Source organism: Enterobacter sp. CFEC122 (assembly GCF_052983755.1).
The window spans coordinates 12,117-30,980 of record NZ_JBRIQR010000040.1 but is presented as its reverse complement, the minus strand read 5'-3'; the positions used below and the strand labels follow the sequence as shown (position 1 = coordinate 30,980).

General features: G+C 57.8%; 21 protein-coding genes. 17 read left to right on the top strand and 4 right to left on the bottom strand.

Features of this window, described 5'->3' with window-relative positions; translation table 11 throughout:
* Position 1 precedes the first annotated feature (1 nt).
* Positions 2–346, top strand: a complete 345-nt coding sequence (locus tag ACVCAM_RS21510) for a gamma-glutamylcyclotransferase family protein (protein WP_008501424.1) — start codon at positions 2–4, stop codon at positions 344–346.
* 54 nt (positions 347–400) lie between these two features.
* Here the strand turns inward: ACVCAM_RS21510 and ppa are convergent, their stop codons facing one another.
* Positions 401–931, bottom strand: coding sequence for an inorganic diphosphatase (ppa, locus tag ACVCAM_RS21505; RefSeq protein ID WP_008501423.1), 531 nt, complete (start codon positions 929–931; stop codon positions 401–403).
* 309 nt (positions 932–1,240) lie between these two features.
* Between ppa and ytfQ the strand changes: the two genes are divergently transcribed.
* The 5 genes from ytfQ (at position 1,241) to ACVCAM_RS21480 (ending at position 7,485) form a co-directional block, all read left to right on the top strand.
* Positions 1,241–2,197: a galactofuranose ABC transporter substrate-binding protein YtfQ gene (ytfQ, locus tag ACVCAM_RS21500; RefSeq protein WP_021240696.1), complete on the top strand. Its 957-nt coding sequence runs from the start codon at positions 1,241–1,243 to the stop codon at positions 2,195–2,197.
* 105 nt (positions 2,198–2,302) lie between these two features.
* A complete protein-coding gene (gene ytfR, locus ACVCAM_RS21495) occupies positions 2,303–3,805 on the top strand; it encodes a galactofuranose ABC transporter, ATP-binding protein YtfR (RefSeq protein ID WP_008501421.1) in 1,503 nt (500 codons plus the stop codon).
* 10 nt (positions 3,806–3,815) lie between these two features.
* On the top strand, positions 3,816–4,841 hold the full coding sequence (gene ytfT, locus ACVCAM_RS21490; RefSeq protein ID WP_021240695.1) for a galactofuranose ABC transporter, ATP-binding protein YtfT: 1,026 nt from the start codon (positions 3,816–3,818) through the stop codon (positions 4,839–4,841).
* Complete coding sequence (gene yjfF, locus ACVCAM_RS21485; RefSeq protein WP_008501419.1) at positions 4,828–5,829, top strand: galactofuranose ABC transporter, permease protein YjfF; 1,002 nt, start codon at positions 4,828–4,830, stop codon at positions 5,827–5,829. Before ytfT ends, yjfF begins: the two co-directional genes overlap by 14 nt.
* Before the next feature lie 84 nt (positions 5,830–5,913).
* Positions 5,914–7,485 (top strand): methyl-accepting chemotaxis protein, encoded by a 1,572-nt coding sequence (locus tag ACVCAM_RS21480; RefSeq protein WP_021240693.1) that lies wholly within the window; start codon positions 5,914–5,916, stop codon positions 7,483–7,485.
* Here the strand turns inward: ACVCAM_RS21480 and ACVCAM_RS21475 are convergent.
* Positions 7,457–7,813 carry a helix-turn-helix domain-containing protein gene (locus tag ACVCAM_RS21475; protein WP_008501417.1) on the bottom strand — a complete coding sequence of 119 codons (357 nt, stop codon included), beginning with the start codon at positions 7,811–7,813 and terminating at the stop codon, positions 7,457–7,459. The two genes, ACVCAM_RS21480 and ACVCAM_RS21475, sit on opposite strands and share 29 nt — an antisense overlap.
* A gap of 150 nt (positions 7,814–7,963) precedes the next feature.
* Positions 7,964–8,962: a class 1 fructose-bisphosphatase gene (gene fbp, locus ACVCAM_RS21470; protein WP_008501416.1), complete on the bottom strand. Its 999-nt coding sequence runs from the start codon at positions 8,960–8,962 to the stop codon at positions 7,964–7,966.
* Between the two features lie 197 nt (positions 8,963–9,159).
* On the opposite strand from fbp, the gene mpl reads away from it, so the two are divergent.
* Positions 9,160–10,539 carry a UDP-N-acetylmuramate:L-alanyl-gamma-D-glutamyl-meso-diaminopimelate ligase gene (gene mpl, locus ACVCAM_RS21465; protein ID WP_447093663.1) on the top strand — a complete coding sequence of 460 codons (1,380 nt, stop codon included), beginning with the start codon at positions 9,160–9,162 and terminating at the stop codon, positions 10,537–10,539.
* 77 nt (positions 10,540–10,616) lie between these two features.
* On the opposite strand, the gene yjgA is transcribed toward mpl, so the two are convergent.
* A complete protein-coding gene (yjgA, locus tag ACVCAM_RS21460; RefSeq protein ID WP_008501414.1) occupies positions 10,617–11,168 on the bottom strand; it encodes a ribosome biogenesis factor YjgA in 552 nt (183 codons plus the stop codon).
* A gap of 95 nt (positions 11,169–11,263) precedes the next feature.
* Here yjgA and pmbA point away from each other — a divergent pair, with 95 nt between their 5' ends.
* The 10 genes from pmbA to dagF all read left to right on the top strand — a co-directional run bounded on the left by pmbA (position 11,264) and on the right by dagF (position 18,841).
* Positions 11,264–12,616: a metalloprotease PmbA gene (gene pmbA / locus ACVCAM_RS21455; RefSeq protein ID WP_248245169.1), complete on the top strand. Its 1,353-nt coding sequence runs from the start codon at positions 11,264–11,266 to the stop codon at positions 12,614–12,616.
* A gap of 38 nt (positions 12,617–12,654) precedes the next feature.
* The gene (gene cybC / locus ACVCAM_RS21450; protein WP_008501412.1) at positions 12,655–13,041 is read left to right on the top strand and encodes a cytochrome b562; all 387 of its coding nucleotides are present in this window, start codon (positions 12,655–12,657) and stop codon (positions 13,039–13,041) included.
* A 317-nt stretch (positions 13,042–13,358) separates the two neighbouring features.
* Positions 13,359–13,697 (top strand): glycine dehydrogenase, encoded by a 339-nt coding sequence (locus ACVCAM_RS21445; RefSeq protein WP_025911967.1) that lies wholly within the window; start codon positions 13,359–13,361, stop codon positions 13,695–13,697.
* A gap of 10 nt (positions 13,698–13,707) precedes the next feature.
* The gene (locus ACVCAM_RS21440) at positions 13,708–14,070 is read left to right on the top strand and encodes an SFCGS family glycine-rich protein (RefSeq protein WP_023293430.1); all 363 of its coding nucleotides are present in this window, start codon (positions 13,708–13,710) and stop codon (positions 14,068–14,070) included.
* 2 nt (positions 14,071–14,072) lie between these two features.
* Positions 14,073–14,372 carry a DUF4312 family protein gene (locus ACVCAM_RS21435; RefSeq protein WP_008501409.1) on the top strand — a complete coding sequence of 100 codons (300 nt, stop codon included), beginning with the start codon at positions 14,073–14,075 and terminating at the stop codon, positions 14,370–14,372.
* A gap of 22 nt (positions 14,373–14,394) precedes the next feature.
* The gene (locus ACVCAM_RS21430) at positions 14,395–15,171 is read left to right on the top strand and encodes a DUF4311 domain-containing protein (protein ID WP_023310182.1); all 777 of its coding nucleotides are present in this window, start codon (positions 14,395–14,397) and stop codon (positions 15,169–15,171) included.
* A 13-nt stretch (positions 15,172–15,184) separates the two neighbouring features.
* On the top strand, positions 15,185–15,826 hold the full coding sequence (locus ACVCAM_RS21425; protein WP_003856081.1) for a DUF4310 family protein: 642 nt from the start codon (positions 15,185–15,187) through the stop codon (positions 15,824–15,826).
* Positions 15,827–15,868: 42 nt separating this feature from the next.
* Positions 15,869–17,002 (top strand): amidohydrolase/deacetylase family metallohydrolase, encoded by a 1,134-nt coding sequence (locus ACVCAM_RS21420; protein WP_407223007.1) that lies wholly within the window; start codon positions 15,869–15,871, stop codon positions 17,000–17,002.
* Positions 16,986–18,104 (top strand): DgaE family pyridoxal phosphate-dependent ammonia lyase, encoded by a 1,119-nt coding sequence (locus ACVCAM_RS21415; RefSeq protein ID WP_248225622.1) that lies wholly within the window; start codon positions 16,986–16,988, stop codon positions 18,102–18,104. Before ACVCAM_RS21420 ends, ACVCAM_RS21415 begins: the two co-directional genes overlap by 17 nt.
* Positions 18,101–18,841: a 2-dehydro-3-deoxy-phosphogluconate aldolase gene (gene dagF, locus ACVCAM_RS21410; RefSeq protein WP_021240686.1), complete on the top strand. Its 741-nt coding sequence runs from the start codon at positions 18,101–18,103 to the stop codon at positions 18,839–18,841. The genes ACVCAM_RS21415 and dagF overlap by 4 nt, the downstream gene beginning before the upstream one ends.
* The last annotated feature ends 23 nt before the right edge of the window (positions 18,842–18,864 follow it).

Sequence of the window (18,864 nt, the reverse complement as noted above, 5' to 3'; positions counted from 1 at the left end):
AATGCGAATATTTGTCTACGGCAGTTTACGAACCAGGCAAGGCAACAGTCACTGGATGACCAATGCCCAGCTACTGGGGAATTACAATATCGAGAACTACCAGTTGTACAGCCTGGGCCACTATCCAGGCGCGGTTCCGGGTGAAGGAACAGTACAGGGTGAAGTTTATCGTATTGATAACGCGACGCTTGCCGAACTTGATGCCTTGCGCACCAGGGGCGGTGAATACGCACGCCAGTTGATCCAGACGCCGTACGGAAGTGCGTGGATGTATGTCTACCAGCGTCCAGTCGACGGGTTAACGCGGATCGTAAGCGGTAACTGGTTAGACAGAGACCAGTACTGAAAAACGACATCGCCACCGTAAGGTGGCGTTGTTTTTTGTGTCTGGCAGTAAGAATTACTTCTTAGCAGCGCGTTCGAAAGAGGCGATGATTTCCGCTTTCGCTGCTTCTGCGTTGTCCCAGCCGTCAACTTTAACCCACTTGCCTTTTTCGAGGTCTTTGTAGTGCTCGAAGAAGTGAGTGATCTGCGCTTTCAGCAGCTCTGGCAGGTCGTTCACATCTTTGATGTGATCGTACTCTTTGCTCAGCTTGGTGTGCGGTACCGCAACCAGCTTCGCATCTTCACCGGATTCGTCGGTCATTTTCAGCACGCCAACGGGACGGCAACGAATCACTGCGCCTGGCTGCAGTGGGTATGGCGTTGGGACCAGTACGTCAACCGGGTCACCGTCCAGAGACAGGGTGTGGTTGATGTAACCGTAGTTGCACGGATAGAACATCGCGGTAGACATGAAGCGGTCTACGAACAGGGCGCCGCTCTCTTTGTCCACTTCGTATTTGATCGGATCTGCGTTAGCCGGGATTTCGATAACTACGTAGATGTCTTCTGGCAGTTCTTTACCCGCTGGGACGTTGAGTAAGCTCATGTCGGTGTCCTTTAAAATGGATGGTAAACAAGTGGCAGGTATTATAGCCAACTCGCGCTGAATGTCTCCGCCTGTTTTCGCCTTCTCTCCACGTTCTTCCCACTTTTCAGACCGATTCCATGACAGAAAAATCCATAAACTCAGCCGCATTTTTCATGGAGAAATGAAAGCGATTACAAACTTGTGATTAACGTTTTATTCACTTTTCTGAAGTGTGATGTAACGCAATTCGTTACATATTTCATGGGCTATAGTCATTCCGCAGAACATCTTTTAACCAACAATAACTCACCCTACGAGGACGTTCATATGTGGAAGCGCTTACTCCTTGTCACAGCAGTTTCGGCAGCCATGTCGTCTATGGCGATGGCCGCTCCCTTAACCGTAGGTTTTTCGCAGGTCGGCTCTGAATCTGGCTGGCGAGCGGCAGAAACCAACGTGGCGAAAAGCGAAGCTCAGAAACGCGGCATTACCCTGAAAATCGCCGATGGCCAGCAAAAACAAGAGAATCAGATCAAAGCCGTGCGCTCCTTTATCGCCCAGGGCGTGGATGCCATCTTTATTGCACCCGTCGTGGCGACCGGCTGGGAACCCGTCCTGAAGGAAGCGAAAGACGCTGAAATCCCGGTCTTCCTGCTCGATCGTTCCATCGACGTCAAAGACAAATCTCTCTATATGACCACCGTGACGGCCAACAACGTGCTGGAAGGGCAGTTAATTGGCGACTGGCTGATAAAACAGGTCGACGGCAAGCCGTGTAACGTTGTTGAACTGCAGGGCACCGTCGGGGCGAGCGTGGCCATCGACCGTAAAAAAGGCTTTGCTGAAGCCATCGCGAAAGCGCCAAACATCAAGATTATCCGCTCTCAGTCCGGCGACTTTACCCGCAGCAAAGGTAAAGAGGTGATGGAGAGCTTCATTAAGGCTGAAAACAACGGCAAGAACATCTGCATGGTTTACGCCCACAACGATGACATGGCGATCGGCGCGATTCAGGCAATTAAAGAAGCGGGCCTGAAGCCGGGCAAGGATATCCTCACCGGCTCTATCGACGGCGTGCCTGATATCTACAAAGCGATGATCGACGGCGAAGCCAACGCCAGCGTGGAGCTGACGCCAAACATGGCCGGCCCGGCATTCGACGCGCTGGAGAAATTCAAGAAAGACGGCACGATGCCGGAGAAAGTGACGGTCACCAAATCCACGCTCTACCTGCCTGACACGGCGAAAGAAGAGTTAGAGAAGAAGAAAAATATGGGCTACTAAGCCTGTCTGAACATGCCGGGTGACGCTGCGCTTACCCGGCCTACGATACGCTCTTTTGTAGGCCGGATAAGCGTAGCGCCATCCGGCTTGATGCAGGGGGAAACCATGACCACTGAACAACACCAGGAAATCCTCCGCACAGAGGGCTTGAGTAAATTCTTCCCCGGCGTAAAGGCGCTGGATAACGTTGATTTCAGCCTGCGGCGCGGGGAGATCATGGCGCTGCTGGGGGAAAACGGCGCGGGAAAATCGACGCTGATTAAATCTCTGACCGGCGTTTATCACGCCGACCGTGGCACCATCTGGCTGGAAGGTAACGCCATTTCGCCAAAAAACACCGCCCATGCCCAGCAGTTGGGGATCGGGACGGTATACCAGGAAGTGAACCTGCTGCCGAATATGTCGGTGGCGGATAACCTGTTTATTGGCCGTGAGCCACGACGCTTTGGCCTGCTGCGCCGTAAAGAGATGGAGGCGCGGGCGACAAAGCTGATGGAATCCTACGGCTTCTCTCTCGACGTTCGCGAGCCGCTGAACCGCTTTTCCGTGGCGATGCAGCAGATCGTCGCCATTTGCCGCGCGATCGATCTCTCGGCAAAGGTGCTGATCCTCGACGAACCCACCGCCAGCCTCGATACCCAGGAGGTGGAAATGCTCTTTACCCTGATGCGCCAGCTGCGCGATCAGGGCGTCAGCCTGATCTTCGTTACCCACTTCCTCGATCAGGTGTACGAGGTGAGCGACCGCATTACGGTGCTGCGCAACGGCAGCTTTGTCGGCTGCCGTGAAACCCGCGAGCTGCCGCAGATCGAGCTGGTCAAAATGATGCTGGGCCGCGAGCTGGAGACCAACGCCCTTCAGCGCGCGGGCCGCACGCTGCTGAGCGAGAAGCCGGTCGCCGCGTTCAGCGATTACGGCAAAAAAGGGGTCATCTCGCCATTTAACCTTGAGGTGCGGCCGGGCGAAATTGTCGGGCTGGCGGGCCTGCTGGGCTCGGGCCGAACCGAGACCGCCGAGGTGATCTTCGGGATCAAGCCCGCCGACAGCGGCAGCGCGCTGATCAAGGGCAAACCGCAAACCCTGCGATCGCCGCATCAGGCCTCCTGCCTGGGCGTCGGCTTCTGCCCGGAGGACCGGAAAACGGACGGCATTATTGCCGCCGCCTCGGTGCGGGAAAATATCATTCTGGCGCTTCAGGCGCAGCGCGGCTGGCTGCGGCCGATCCCACGCAAAGAGCAGAACGCCATTGCTGAGCGCTTTATCCGCCAGCTCGGCATCCGCACCCCGAGCGCGGAACAGCCCATCGAGTTCCTCTCCGGTGGTAACCAGCAGAAAGTGCTGCTCTCCCGCTGGTTGCTGACCAAACCCCAGTTCCTGATCCTCGACGAACCGACCCGCGGCATTGACGTAGGGGCGCACGCCGAAATTATCCGGCTTATCGAAACCCTGTGCGCAGACGGTCTGGCCCTGCTGGTCATTTCGTCCGAGCTGGAAGAGCTGGTGGGCTATGCCGATCGCGTCATCATCATGCGCGATCGTAAACAGGTGGCAGAGATCCCGCTGGATAAGCTGTCCGTTCCAGCGATCATGAATGCCATCGCGGCATAAGGAGTGAATCGTGATGTCCCGTTCGCTTTCGCAAACCGGTGAGTCAAAGCGCCGCTTCAGCTGGCCGACCGGCACGCCGCAAATCGCGGCGCTGCTGGTGGTTTTACTGGTGGATAGCCTGGTCGCGCCGCATTTCTTCCAGATTATCGTGCAGGATGGCCGCCTGTTTGGCAGCCCGATAGACATTTTAAACCGCGCCGCGCCCGTGGCGCTGCTGGCCATCGGGATGACGCTGGTCATCGCCACCGGCGGGATTGATCTCTCCGTCGGCGCGGTGATGGCTATCGCCGGGGCCACGGCAGCCTCCATGACCGTGGCCGGGCATAGCCTGCCGGTGGTCCTGCTGGCAGCCTTAGGCACTGGCGTGCTGGCCGGATTATGGAACGGCATTCTGGTGGCGGTGCTGAAAATCCAGCCCTTTGTCGCCACGCTCATTTTAATGGTGGCCGGGCGCGGCGTCGCGCAGCTAATTACCTCCGGACAGATTGTCACCTTTAACTCGCCGAGCCTGGCGTGGCTCGGCAGCGGCAACCTTCTGTTCTTCCCGACGCCGGTGATGATTGCCCTGGTGACGCTAGTGGTGTTCTGGCTTTTCACCCGCAAAACGGCGCTGGGCATGTTCATTGAGGCCGTCGGGATCAACATCCGCGCCGCGCGCAACGCCGGGGTCAACACGCGGCTGATGGTGATGCTGACCTACGTGCTGAGCGGTATTTGCGCCGCCATCGCCGGCGTGATCGTCGCGGCGGATATTCGCGGAGCCGATGCCAACAACGCCGGGCTCTGGCTGGAGCTGGATGCGATCCTGGCGGTGGTCATCGGCGGCGGGTCGCTGATGGGCGGGCGCTTTAACCTGCTGCTCTCGGCGATCGGCGCGCTGATCATTCAGGGCATGAACACCGGGATCCTGCTTTCGGGATTCCAGCCGGAACTCAACCAGGTGGTGAAAGCGGTGGTCGTGCTCTGCGTGCTGATCGTCCAGTCGCCGCGCTTTGTCAGCATCATTAAGGGGATCCGTGGCCATGATAAAACGTAATTTACCGCTAATGATCACGCTGGGCGTGTTTGTGCTGGGCTATCTCTACTGCCTGACCCAGTTCCCGGGGTTTGCCTCGACGCGCGTGATCTGCAATATCCTGACCGATAACGCCTTTTTAGGCATCATCGCCGTCGGCATGACCTTTGTGATCCTCTCCGGCGGGATCGACCTCTCCGTCGGCTCGGTGATCGCGTTTACGGGCGTGTTCCTCGCGAAAGCGATCGGCTTCTGGGGCATCTCACCGCTGCTGGCGTTCCCGCTGGTGCTGGTGATGGGCTGCGCGTTTGGCGCCTTTATGGGGCTGCTGATCGACGCGTTAAAAATTCCGGCGTTTATCATTACCCTCGCGGGGATGTTCTTCCTGCGCGGGGTGAGCTACCTGGTGTCGGAAGAGTCGATTCCCATTAACCATCCGGTGTACGACACGCTCTCCAGCCTTGCGTGGAAAATCCCCGGCGGCGGCCGCCTGAGCGCGATGGGGCTGCTGATGCTGGGCGTGGTAGTGATTGGCATCTTCCTCGCCCACCGCACCCGGTTTGGCAATCAGGTTTACGCCATTGGCGGCAACGCCACGTCGGCCAACCTGATGGGGATCTCGACCCGCAGCACCACCATCCGCATTTATATGCTCTCGACCGGCCTGGCGACGCTGGCGGGGATCGTCTTCTCGGTGTATACCCAGGCGGGCTATGCCCTTGCAGGCGTTGGCGTGGAGCTGGATGCGATTGCTTCTGTGGTCATCGGCGGCACGCTGCTCAGCGGCGGCGTGGGGACGGTGCTGGGGACGCTGTTCGGCGTGGCGATTCAGGGGCTGATCCAGACCTATATCAACTTTGACGGCACGCTCAGCTCCTGGTGGACGAAGATCGCCATCGGCATTCTGCTGTTTATTTTTATTGCCCTGCAGCGCGGCCTGACGGTGCTCTGGGAGAACCGTCAAAGCTCGCCTGTTACCCGCGTGAACACATCGGTAACAGAGCGATAACATGCTGAAAGTCTAAACATTTTCCGGTAGCGGCCGATACTCTTTTTTTATGCCCAGAAATATCTCGCTACCGGAAATAATATCATGCTGAAAACGCTATCGATTCGTACCGGCTTGCTCTCTTTACTGGCCGTTATGACCCTTCTGCTGCTGATTGTCAGCGGCATTGGCATTTATGCCCTCACACAGAGTTCTTCTTCGCTGCAGCGCATTAATCACCTTCAGGGTGAGCAGATGGTGCAGCTTAATTCAGGCTATACGCTGATCCTGCGCGCGCGCAATGAAGCGGGTCAGGCCGTCCGCATGATGGAAATCGGCATGCTGGACGATGCGGCCAGCGCGGTAAAAAACATTAATCAGGAAGTCGCCCTGGCCCAGAAAACGCTGAAGGGCGTGATCGACGGCGGCGTGGCTGACGAGCAGGGGCAGCAGCTGCTCGATAAAGTGGCAGCCAGCCTGGCGGCGTATAACCAGCAGGGGATCAACCCGATGCTGAAAACCCTCAACGACCAGAGCGCGGACGGGTATTACGATCTGCTGGAGAAGACGCTGATCCCGCTGGCGTCAGCGTTTGATAACGACATGCAGGCGTTTCAGAAATGGAGCGAAGCGCGAGGTCAGGCGGAAGTGAGCGCCGTGCAGGCGAGTAAAACCCGCGTCCTGATCCTGATTATCGTCGCCGCGCTGCTGACGGCGGGCATTATCGTGCTGGCCTGGCTGGCGCTGCGCCATATGCTGCTCAAGCCGCTCTCGGCGTCGATTGCTCAGCTGGAGAACGTGGCGGCGGGCGATTTAACCCATACGCTGGCCGCGCCCGCGAGCCAGGAGTTTAACCGCCTTAACGCGGTCATTGAGGAGATGCGTCAGTCGCTGATGAACTCGGTTCTGCGGGTACGCGATGCCAGCGCGCAGATTGACACCGGCAGCCGCGAGCTGACGCTGGGGAACCGGGATCTCGCCGAGCGAACGGAATCCACCGCCACGTCGCTGGAGCAGACGGCGGCGAGCATGGAACAGATCACCGCCACGGTGAAGCTCAACGCCGATAACGCCGAGCAGGCGCACCAGCTGGCGAAGTCGGTCTCCGACACGGCCGATCACGGCAGCGAAATGGTCTGCTACGTGATTGAAAAAATGCGCGATATCTCCGGCAGCTCGGCGCGCATCGCCGACATCCTGAGCGTGATCGACGGCATTGCCTTCCAGACCAATATTCTGGCGCTTAACGCCTCCGTAGAGGCGGCGCGCGCGGGCGAGCAGGGGCGCGGGTTTGCCGTCGTCGCGGGCGAGGTGCGAAACCTGGCCAGCCGCAGCGCCGACGCGGCGAAGGAGATTCGTTCCCTTATCAGTGATTCGCAAACCCACGTTAACGAGGGCAGCGAGCTGGCCCAGCAGGCGGGCGAAACGATGGATGAGATCGCAACAGAAGTGCTGCGCATGACCAAACTGATGCGTGAGATTGCGACCGCGTCTCAGGAGCAGAGCCGCGGCATTGAGCAGGTGAATATTGCGGTAAACCAGATGGATGAAACCGCGCAGCAGAATGCGGCGCTGGTGCAGCAATCCTCCGCCGCGACCCGCTCCCTTGAGGAGCAGTCGCGTCAGCTGATGGAAGCCATGTCATCATTCAAAGTGACGACTCAGAACGCGGCATAATATTACCCAGCCCCGGTACGTTCTGTGCCGGGGTTTTATTCCTTCCGGAATTAAGCGCCCCGATATTATCGTGAATTTCGCCCATTAATATTTCCAGCGAGCTGGTTAAGGCTAATGCTTTTTCAGTCGGCTCAAGATATAAGCCTTTGCGGAGAAATAACGGCTCATCAAAGAGTTGATTAAAACGCTTTAATGCCAGACTCACCGCAGGGCGTGACATCTCCAGACGCAAAGAGGCCTTTGCCATGCTGCCGCAGCGGACGATTTCAATAAATACAGGGATAAGATTTAAATCAATGCCGGTATTAGCACGGGAATAATTTTTCATTGCGTTTCTGCTCCACGAAATATCTGTCAAACTGTTATGGAAATAATGCAGGAGCAGTGGCGAATATTAAAGCGTGTTTTTTATAAACACTTATACGGTAAAATATATAAATGAACAGGGGAGCCGGATCGGCTCCCCTGAAGAGAGGGATTACGCGTCCGGGTACTCGCGGATAAAGCGTTCAACGTCTTCAACCATGTGGTTGTTGCCGACGAAGAACGAACGGCGCTGGTGAAGGCTTTCCGGCACGATCTCCAGAATACGCTCTTTACCGTCGCTCGCCTTACCGCCCGCCTGTTCGGCCAGGAACGCCATCGGGTTGCATTCGTACAGCAGACGCAGTTTCCCGTCCGGGTGGCTGGCGGTGCTTGGGTAGAGGTAGATGCCGCCTTTCAGCAGGTTACGGTGGAAATCCGCGACCAGAGAGCCAATATAGCGGGACGTGTACGGGCGCTGCGTCGCTTTATCTTCTTCCTGGCAGAATTTGATGTACTTCTTCACGCCGTTCGGGAAGCGGATGTAGTTACCTTCGTTAATGGAGTAGGTATTGCCCTTCTCCGGGAAGCGCATGCGTTCCTGGCTCAGACAGAAAACGCCCAGGGAAGGATCGTACGTAAAGGCGTGTACCCCGCAACCGGTGGTGTAGACCAGCATGGTGGAGGAGCCATAGACGACGTAACCGGCAGCAACCTGATTAATGCCCGGCTGCAGGAAATCTTCTTCGGTCACCGGCGTGCCAACAGGCGTGACGCGGCGGTAGATGGAGAAAATGGTACCGACAGAAACGTTAACATCAATGTTGGAGGAGCCGTCGAGCGGATCCATCAGAACAACGTATTTCGCGTGTTCACACCCTTCGAAAACAACAATTTCATCTTCTTCTTCGGAGGCGATACCCGCAACGATGTCGCGCGCGCGCAGTGCAGCTTTCAGTTTTTCATTTGCGAACAGATCGAGTTTCTGTTGAACCTCGCCCTGAACGTTCTCGGCACCGCTGGCACCCAGGATATCGACCAGACCGGCCTTGTTGATATCACGGTGGATGATCTTAGCGCCCAGCTTTATTGCCGACAGTAAAGCAGTGAGTTCACCGGTAGCATGAGAGAACTCGTGCTGCTTTTCGACAATAAATTCACCTAACGTTTTCATAACACTTTCCCTGCATCTTTGTGAGTAGAGCGATTGTATGTTCACTAAAACGACTAAAGCCCAACAATCTTAACAAATATTCAAATAGTAGCGCAGAGGTGAATCGCGCCAGCAACATACGGATTTACCTGAAATGCGTTTCACAGCCGCTAACATGTGAGTAAAATGTGCGCCACATTGAAGAAGGATAGTGACGTATGCGCATTCATATATTGGGGATTTGTGGCACTTTCATGGGCGGACTGGCAATGCTGGCGCGCTCGCTGGGCCATGAGGTGACAGGTTCGGACGCCAATGTGTATCCGCCAATGAGCACACTTCTGGAGAAACAGGGCATCTCTCTTATTCAGGGCTACGATGCCAGCCAGCTGGATCCCGAGCCGGACCTGGTGATTATTGGCAACGCCATGACCCGCGGCAATCCGTGCGTTGAGGCGGTACTGGAACGCAATATTCCGTTCATGTCCGGCCCGCAGTGGCTGCATGACTTCGTCCTGCGCGACCGCTGGGTGGTTGCCGTTGCCGGTACCCACGGCAAAACGACCACCGCGGGCATGGCGACCTGGATCCTCGAAGCCTGCGGCTACAAGCCGGGCTTCGTCATCGGCGGCGTACCGGGTAATTTCGACGTCTCTGCGCGTCTGGGAGACAGCCCGTTCTTTGTGATCGAAGCCGACGAGTATGACTGCGCGTTCTTCGACAAGCGCTCCAAGTTCGTGCACTACTGCCCGCGCACGCTGATCCTCAACAACCTTGAGTTTGACCACGCGGATATTTTTGACGATCTGAAAGCCATTCAGAAACAGTTCCACCACCTGGTGCGCATTGTTCCGGGCCAGGGCCGCATCATCCTGCCGGAAAACGACATCAACCTGAAGCAGACCCTGGCAATGGGCTGCTGGAGCGAGCAGGAGCTGGTGGGCGAGCAGGGCCACTGGCAGGCGAAGAAACTCAACGCCGATGCCTCCGAGTGGGAATTGCTGCTCGACGGCGAAAAAGTGGGCGAGGTGAAGTGGGGCCTGGTGGGCGAACACAACATGCACAACGGCCTGATGGCGATTGCGGCAGCGCGTCACGTGGGCGTTCAGCCTGCGGATGCGGCGAATGCGCTGGGTTCGTTTATCAATGCCCGCCGCCGTCTGGAACTGCGCGGTGAAGCCCACGGCGTCACCGTGTATGACGATTTCGCGCACCACCCAACGGCCATTCTGGCGACGCTTGCCGCCCTGCGTGGCAAAGTTGGCGGTACCGCGCGCATTCTGGCGGTGCTGGAACCGCGCTCGAACACCATGAAGATGGGCATCTGCAAAGACGATCTCGCGCCGTCGTTAGGACGTGCCGATGAAGTCTTCCTGCTGCAGCCGCAGCATATTCCGTGGCAGGTGGCGGAAGTGGCCGATGCCTGCATCCAGCCTGCGCACTGGAGTGCGGATGTGGATGTGCTCGCGGATATGGTGGTGAAAGCCGCTCAGCCCAGCGACCATATTCTGGTGATGAGCAACGGCGGTTTTGGTGGGATCCATCAGAAGCTGCTGGACGGGCTGGCGAAGAAAGCGGAAGCGGCCGCCGAAGCGTAAAAAAAAGCCCGGTGGCGCTAGCGCTTACCGGGCCTACGTTCTTTTCCCCCTCGCCCCTTCGGGGTGAGGGGAACGGATTACTCTTCGTTCTCAGACAGCTCGCGCAGATACTGGAAAATCAGGCGCGCAGACTTCGGCGGCTTATTCCCTTCTTTCTCTTTCTTCGCGTTGCGGATCAAGGAACGCAGCTGCTGGCGGTCGGCATCCGGCCACAGATTCAGCACTTCCGGTACGGCGTCATCACCCTGTTCAATCAGACGATCGCGGATCTGCTCCAGCTTGTGGAACAGCGCAACCTGCTGGTTGTGGCGGTTTTTCAGCTTATCCAGCGCCTGGCGGATCGGATCAACATCGCGCTGACGCAGCATTTTCCCGATAAGCTGAAGCTGGCGACGACGGCCTTCTTTTTTGATTTTCTGTGCCAGTTCAATGGCATCGCGCAGATCCTGGTCGAGCGGGATCTTATCCAGCGCGTTTTTACCCAGTTCTACCATTTCCGCGCCAAGCTGTTTTAACTCTTCGGCGTCACGTTTAATTTCACTTTTACTGACCCAGATGATCTCATCATCTTCGTCTTCGATGTCATCACCGGGAACGTCGTCGAGCCAGTCTTCGGGCTGCTTAGTCATGTCAGGCTCCTTAAAAAAAGAGGCTAATGTTACCAGTTAAGACGCGCACTGAAAAACGGTTCTCTGTTAGACTTCAGTTAACTCTCTCTTACAGTATGGCATTTGCGATGAAAGTAACCTCACAAGTTGAAGCGCAGCGTAAGATTCTGGAAGAAGCCGTCTCCACCGCGCTGATGCTTGCTTCAGAAAAATCAGATGGCGCCGAAGTGGCGGTCAGCAAAACCACCGGCATTAGCGTGAGCACCCGCTATGGCGAAGTGGAGAATGTTGAATTCAACAGCGACGGCGCGCTGGGTATCACGGTATACCACCAGAATCGCAAAGGCAGTGCGTCATCCACCGATCTCAGTCCGGATGCCATCGCCCGTACGGTGCAGGCCGCGCTGGATATCGCCCGTTATACCTCGCCGGATCCTTACGCCGGCGTGGCGGATAAAGATCTGCTGGCGTTTGAGGCGCCGGATCTCGACCTGTTCCATCCGGCGGAAGTGACGCCGGACGAAGCGATCGAGCTGGCCGCGCGCGCCGAGCAGGCGTCCCTGCAGGCCGACAAGCGCATCACCAATACCGAAGGCGGCAGCTTTAACAGCCACTACGGCATCAAAGTCTTCGGCAACAGCCACGGCATGCTGCAGGGCTACTGCTCTACCCGCCACTCGCTCTCCAGCTGCGTCATCGCCGAAGAGAACGGTGACATGGAGCGCGACTACGCCTATACCATTGGCCGCGCGCTGGGGGATTTGCAGTCTCCGGAGTGGGTAGGCAAAGAGTGTGCCGAACGCACGCTGTCTCGCCTGTCGCCGCGCAAGCTCTCCACCATGAAAGCCCCGGTGATTTTTGCCAACGAAGTGGCGACCGGCCTGTTTGGCCATCTGGTGGGCGCTATCGCGGGCGGCTCCGTTTACCGTAAATCGACCTTCCTGCTCGACTCGCTGGGCAAGCAGATCCTGCCGGAATGGCTCACCATCGAAGAGCATCCGCACCTGCTGAAAGGCCTGGCCTCCACGCCGTTCGACAGCGAAGGCGTGCGCACCGAGCGTCGTGACATCGTGAAAGACGGCATTCTGACCCAGTGGCTTCTGACCAACTACTCCGCGCGCAAGCTGGGGCTGAAAAGCACCGGGCACGCGGGCGGCATTCACAACTGGCGCATTGCCGGGCAGGGCCTCAACTTTGAGCAGATGCTGAAAGAGATGGGCACCGGTCTGGTGGTGACCGAGCTGATGGGTCAGGGCGTCAGCGGCATCACCGGCGATTACTCTCGCGGCGCGGCGGGCTTCTGGGTTGAAAACGGCGAAATCCAGTATCCGGTGAGCGAAATTACCATCGCTGGCAATCTGAAGGATATGTGGCGCAATATCGTTACGGTCGGTAACGATATTGAAACACGCAGCAATATACAGTGTGGTTCTGTATTACTCCCGGAAATGAAAATCGCCGGACAATAGAGATAGCGTTTTGTTAATAATAAAAAAGGAAGTGAGCAATGCGTAAACATCTGTTAGCGATCGTCGCGGCTTCAACGCTGGTTCTTGGCTCTTCTGCGTTTGCTGCCGATCTTGAAGACGACATGGGCATCCTCGGGCAAAACCTGAAGGTGGTGCAGAAAACCGACAATGCGGCGGAAATGAAAGACGCGCTGACCAAAATGCGTGAAGCGGCGCTGGACGCACAAAAAGCGACGCCTCCTAAACTGGAAAGCAAAGCGGCAGACAGTGCAGAGATGAAAGACTACCGCCACGGCTTTGACGTGCTGGTCGGCCAGATCGACGGCGCGCTGAAGCTCGCTAACGAAGGCAAAGTGAAGGAAGCCCAGGCGGCGGCCGAGCAGTTTGTGACGACCCGTAATACGTATCACAAGAAATACCGTTAACCGATCGCGCATCTGACAAACAACCAGCGGGGGCCAGTGGCCCCCGTTTTTTTTTGCGCAGTAATAAGTAAACCCTATCGCCATCACATTTTTGCGTCACCACGCCTGAACGTTTTCGTTTCCCCGGCGCGCGTTTTGCCGCTGGAATACGTGATATTAATCACGCAAATGCCGTGATTAATCCAGATTCACCGTATTTATGTGGCACAGATCACTGCTGCGGCTCCCCTTTCCACTTCGAAGTGGAAAACAACTCGCTACAAACAATTCCCCCCCAACGTTAGTTTTATTCCAGAGCCATTAACGGGGTAAGACCAGTGATTAACGGAGCGGTAATGAACGACGTTGGGGAACAGGCAGAGCAAACAGAACAGCTCGCGAACACCATGCTGCAGCAGGTTTATGCCCTGCTGGCCCGGAACAACATCATCCCCAATGCGGTACAGGAGCAGATGCTTACTTCCCACGTGCGCGCCATGGCGCACCGGTCCGTGACCGGCGAGCCGCTGCCGGAGGTTGAAGCAGAGCTGTTTGACGAAATTTCACCGGATTCAATGCGGCTTGCCCGTGAAGTGGTGGCGCAGTTTGGCAACCTTCCTGATGAAGAAGCCTGGCTGCTCTCCGTTCACTTTGAAGTCGCGAAAGACAACCTTTAAGGAGCAACACATGGAACAGATTACAGTCGTGATTGGCGATCGCCTGGGTAAAGGTCAGAAGGTGGCGGCCGGTGTGGAAAAAGCAGGTGGACGCGCGGTTGTCGTACCGGGCATGGCGGCAGACATGAAGCTCGGCGACGTGATGAAAGCCGAAAACGCCACCTTCGGCATCTCCTTCTGCGGCAGCGGCGGCGCGGGCGCCATCACCGCCCAAACCAAATATGGCTACAAGGCCAAATACGGCATGCGTTCCGTGGAAGAGGGCGTGACCGCCATCAACGAAGGCTGCAACGTGCTGGGCTTTGGCTTTATGGATAAAGAAGAGCTGGGCGAGCGTCTGGTGCAGGCGTGGCAGAAGAAATACGGCGCATAAGCATGAAAGAACAGTTCACAACCACGGTGAGAGTGAAGGGGAAGGGCGACGCCAAAGCGCGCGCCTTTGCCGACGCCCTCAACCACGTTCAGGCCGCGGTGATGAAAGCCTCACCGCATATCTTACTGCGTATTGAGCCACAGGATGTGCAGGTTGTTCAGGCGCAAGAAGCGGTGCGTAAAGAAGCGTTTCTGTTCTTCTTTTTGCGCCGGGAAAGACGCACCTACAGCGTGGAGCTGGATGTGACCGTCAACGTGACCGCCATCAATCTTGACCGGGTGGATTTCGTCACGCAACGCTGATTATTCATAAAAGGGCAGACTGATGTTCTTAATTATATTAATAAAATCGCTCATCATTGGCGGCCTGGTTGGCGTCGGTGTCGGAGCCGGGGCTGCACGCATGTTTCATGCGCCTACCACTCAGGGTATGGGCGCGTTTCGTACGTTGGGGGAACTGAACTCCTGTGAAGGGGATCCGGCGTCCCACTTCTCCTTTGGGTTAGGTTTCTTCTTTAACGCCTGGGCCTCTTCCGTGGCTGCAGGTGCCTTCACACAGGACGTTGACCACCGCATCATCCCGAACTGGGGTGCTGCTGCACTGATGATCAAAAACCGTAACGTCGGCGAAACGCTGCACGACCCCCGCAAAATGGCGATTGCCTGCGGCGTGATTGGCATGCTCGTCGTCACCTTCCTGAACCTGACCGCCTCCTCCGTGCCGGCAGCGCTGCAGGTCACCGCCGTGAAGGTGCTGGTGCCTGCCGCGAACCTGCTGGTTAACACCGTGATGCCGGTGATCTTCTGGCTGGCGGCCATCGACGCGGGTAAAAAATCGGGCTTCTGGGCCACCATCTTCGGCGGCGCGGCGCAGCTGATCATGGGGAACGCCGTACCGGGTCTGGTTCTCGGCATCCTGATCGGTAAAGGCGTTGAGGAGAGCGGCTGGAACCACGTCACCAAAGTGATGATGGCGGCGATCGTGCTGCTGTTCGTGTTGAGCGGCTTCTTCCGCGGCTTCGACATGAAGATGATCGAATCCTTCCATCTGACCGTGCCGAACTGGCTCGACATGATCCACAACTCGCTCAGCGGTAAATAACAGGAGCCTCTAAATGGAACAGAATAAAGGTTTTTGGTATGCCGACTGGTCGTTCCCGATCTTCGTTGGCCTGCTCTCCTCCGGCGTCTTCGCCGGGACGCACATGTACTACCTCTACGGCATCGGCGCGTTTAACGAAGTGGCCTTCGTGGCGATGCTGAAAGCGGGAATCGATACCGGCGTCTACGGCGCGGTGGCGGCGTTCGGCGCGAGCTTCCTGTTCGCCCGCATTATTGAAGGGTCGCTGGTGGGTATTCTCGACATCGGCGGGGCGATCCAGACCGGCGTGGGGCTCGGCGTACCGGCGCTGCTGCTGGGCGCGGGGATCATGTTCCCGGTGACCAACTTCATTGCCTCGCTGATTACCGGCCTGGTGATTGGTCTGGCGATTGGCTACGTCATCATCCTGGCGCGTAAGTTCACCATCAACCAGAGCAACTCCACCTACGGCGCAGACGTGATGATGGGCGCGGGTAACGCCTCCGGCCGCTTCCTCGGGCCGCTGATTATCCTCAGCGCGATGACCGCCTCCATTCCAATCGGCGTCGGTTCGCTGGTGGGCGCGCTGCTGTTCTACATCTGGCAGAAGCCGATTACCGGTGGCGCCATCCTCGGCGCAATGATTTTGGGCTGGCTGTTCCCGGTCGCCCTTTAATACCCGCGGGCGCATCTGCGCCCGCCCTATCAGGAGATCCTCATGTTTGATTTACTCCTGCGCCGTGCGCGCCTCGCCGACGATACCCTGACCGATATCGCCATTCAGGACGGGAAGATCGCAGCGACGGGCGAAATTGACGCTCCCGCCCGTAAAACGGTTGAGCTTAACGGTGACGTGTACGTTAGCGCGGGCTGGATTGACTCCCACGTTCACTGCTACCCGAACTCACCGATTTACCACGACGAGCCGGACAGCGTGGGTATTGCCACCGGCGTCACTACCGTGGTGGACGCGGGCAGTACCGGGGCCGACGACGTGGACGATTTTTACGAAATCACCCGCAAAGCCTCCACCGACGTCTTTGCCCTGTTGAATATCTCCCGCGTGGGGCTGATTGCCCAGAACGAACTGGCCAACATGGCAAACATTGACGCCGATGCGGTGAAGCAGGCGGTGAAGCGCCACCCTGATTTTATCGTCGGCCTGAAGGCGCGCATGAGCAGCAGCGTGGTCGGTGAAAACGGCATTACGCCGCTGGAGCGCGCCAAAGCCATCCAGAAAGAGAATGGCGACTTGCCGCTGATGGTGCACATCGGCAATAACCCGCCGAACCTCGATGAAATCGCCGAGCTGTTAAGCTCCGGCGACATCATTACCCACTGCTATAACGGCAAGCCTAACCGCATTCTGACGCCGTCCGGCGAGCTGCGCGCCTCCATCACCTCCGCCCTTAAGCGCGGCGTGCGTCTGGACGTCGGGCACGGCACGGCGAGCTTCAGCTTTGAGGTGGCGAAACGCGCCATCGCGATGGGCATCCTGCCGCACACCATCAGCTCGGACATCTACTGCCGCAACCGCATCAACGGCCCGGTCGGCTCGCTGGCAAGCGTGATGTCGAAATTCCTCGCCATCGGCATGTCATTGCCGCAGGTGATTGACTGCGTCACGGCGAACGCCGCCGACGGCCTGCGCCTGACGCGCAAAGGCCGCATTCAGCCGGGTCTCGACGCCGACCTGACGCTGTTCACCATTAAACGTCAGCCGACGGTGCTGACGGATGCCGAAAACGACAGCCTGCAGGCTGAACACATACTGGTGCCGCTTGCCGCGATCCGCGCGGGCAAGGGCTACATGACCGAACAAGGGAGCACGGAACATGCCTTCGATTTATGAGAAGTACAACTTAAAGCAGGTTATCAACACCTCTGGCCGCATGACGGCGCTGGGCGTCTCCACGCCGCGCCCGGAGGTGGTACAGGCGGCGATGGACGGCATGAATCACTATTTCGAGATGAAGGATCTGGTCAATAAAACCGGGGAATACATCGCGAAGCTGCTGGACGTGGAAGGCGCGACGGTGGTCTCCTGCGCGTCGGCGGGCATTGCCCAGTCCGTGGCCGCGGTGCTGGTGAAAGACAGCGACTGGCTGCTGGAAAACCTGCACGTCACCCCGATTGAGAACAACGAGATCGTCCTGCCGAAAGGCCACAACGTGAATTTTGGCGCGCCGGTGGGCACCATGGTGGCGCTGGGCGGCGGCAGGCTGGTGGAAGCGGGCTACGCCAACGAATGTTCCGCCGATCAGCTGGCGGCGGCGATTACCCCGCGCACGGCGGCGATCATGTACATCAAATCTCACCACTGCGTGCAGAAAAGCATGCTCAGCGTCGAGCAGGCGGCGGTTGTCGCACGTAAACACGACTTGCCGCTCATCGTCGATGCCGCGGCGGAAGAAGATCTGCACGTGTACTACCGCGCCGGCGCGGACCTGGTGATCTACAGCGGTGCAAAGGCGATCGAAGGCCCCACCAGCGGGCTGGTGATCGGCAAGACCCAGTACGTTGAGTGGGTGAAGCGCCAGACGGCGGGGATTGGCCGCGCCATGAAGGTGGGTAAAGAGGGCATTCTTGGCCTGACCTGCGCCATCGAACACTATCTGACGGCCACCAAAGAGAGCGGCGCCGAGATGGTGGCGAAAATGACGCCGTTTATCGAGGCGCTCAACACCCTGAACGGTGTGACCGCGCGCGTGGTCTGGGACAGCGCCGGACGCGACATCGCCCGCACCGAGATTAAGTTTGACGAAGCCACCACCGGCGTCGGCACGGGTGACCTGGTGGCGAAGCTCAAGCAGGGCGAGTACGCCATTTACTTCCGTGGCTACAAGGCCAACGAAGGGATTATCGAAGCGGACGTGCGCAGCGTAAACGCTGACCAGCTGAACATTGTGTACCGCCGCATTAGTGAAGTATTAGGACAGGAGAAAAACGCATGAAACTGACCCCCAACTTTTACCGTGACCGCGTCTGTCTGAACGTGCTGGCTGGCTCAAAGGCCAACGCCAGCGCCATCTACGAGGCGGCGGAAGGCCACGTGCTGGTGGGCGTGCTCTCCAAAAATTACCCGGACGTGGCGAGCGCCGTTGCCGATATGCGCGAATACGCGAAGCTGATTGATAACGCGCTCTCCGTTGGCCTGGGCGCGGGCGATCCGAACCAGTCGGCGATGGTGAGCGAGATCTCCCGCCAGGTGCAGCCGCAGCACGTTAACCAGGTCTTTACCGGCGTGGCCACCAGCCGCGCGCTGCTGGGGCAAAATGACTCCGTGGTCAACGGTCTGGTCTCTCCGACCGGTACCGTCGGGATGGTGAAAATTTCCACCGGCCCGTTGAGCAGCGCAGCTATGGACGGCATTGTGCCGGTGGAAACGGCGATTGCCCTGCTGAAAGATTTCGGCGGCAGCTCTATCAAATACTTCCCGATGGGCGGCCTGAAGTGCCGTGACGAGTACAAAGCGGTGGCGGAAGCCTGCGCCCGTCACGACTTCTGGCTGGAGCCGACAGGAGGTATCGATCTGGAAAACTATGAGGAGATCCTGCAGATCGCCCTCGACGCGGGCGTGAGCAAAATCATCCCGCATATCTACAGCTCGATTATCGACAAAGCCAGCGGTGATACGCGTCCGGAAGATGTGCGTACCCTGCTGGCGATGACGAAGAAGCTGGTGAAGTAGAACTCACACCTATACAGGAGCCA